At 64.6% G+C, this 491-nt stretch carries 1 protein-coding gene; it reads right to left on the bottom strand.

All coding sequences use genetic code 11. The features are described 5' to 3' along the window. The coding region (locus AC1DIS_RS30140; protein ID WP_477781322.1) for a VCBS domain-containing protein at positions 1–491 on the bottom strand (491 nt) is incomplete at both ends.

Here is a 491-nt window from a genome sequence, read left to right as displayed (position 1 = left end):
ATGCTCCAGGTCGCGGTGGCCGCGTGATCGATGTCGCTTGAACTGAACTGGCCGCTGACGCTGAGCGTGGTGTCTTCCTGCACCGCGCCGGCATCGTTGCCGTTGGCGAAACTGAGTACGGGTGCGTCGTTGCTGCCGGTGACGGTGACGGTCACCTGTTGGGTGTCGACGCCACCGAGGCCGTCGCTGACCTGGATGGTGAACACTTCGTTGTGACTCTCGCCGGCCTGCAACGACTGCACGGCACTGGCAACGCCATCGGTGCCGTTGGCCAGGGTGTAAGTCCATTGGCCGCTGCTGTCGACGGCGATCGAGCCGTAGCTGCCGGTGTTTGACCCGGCAATGCTCCAGGTCGCGGTGGCCGCGTGATCGATGTCGCTTGAACTGAACTGGCCGCTGACGCTGAGCGTGGTGTCTTCCTGCACCGCGCCGGCATCGTTGCCGTTGGCGAAACTGAGTACGGGTGCGTCGTTGCTGCCGGTGACGGTGAC

It is taken from the genome of Pseudomonas sp. 05N433 (assembly GCF_056396925.1).
This window is presented reverse-complemented; position numbering and strand designations above follow the sequence as displayed.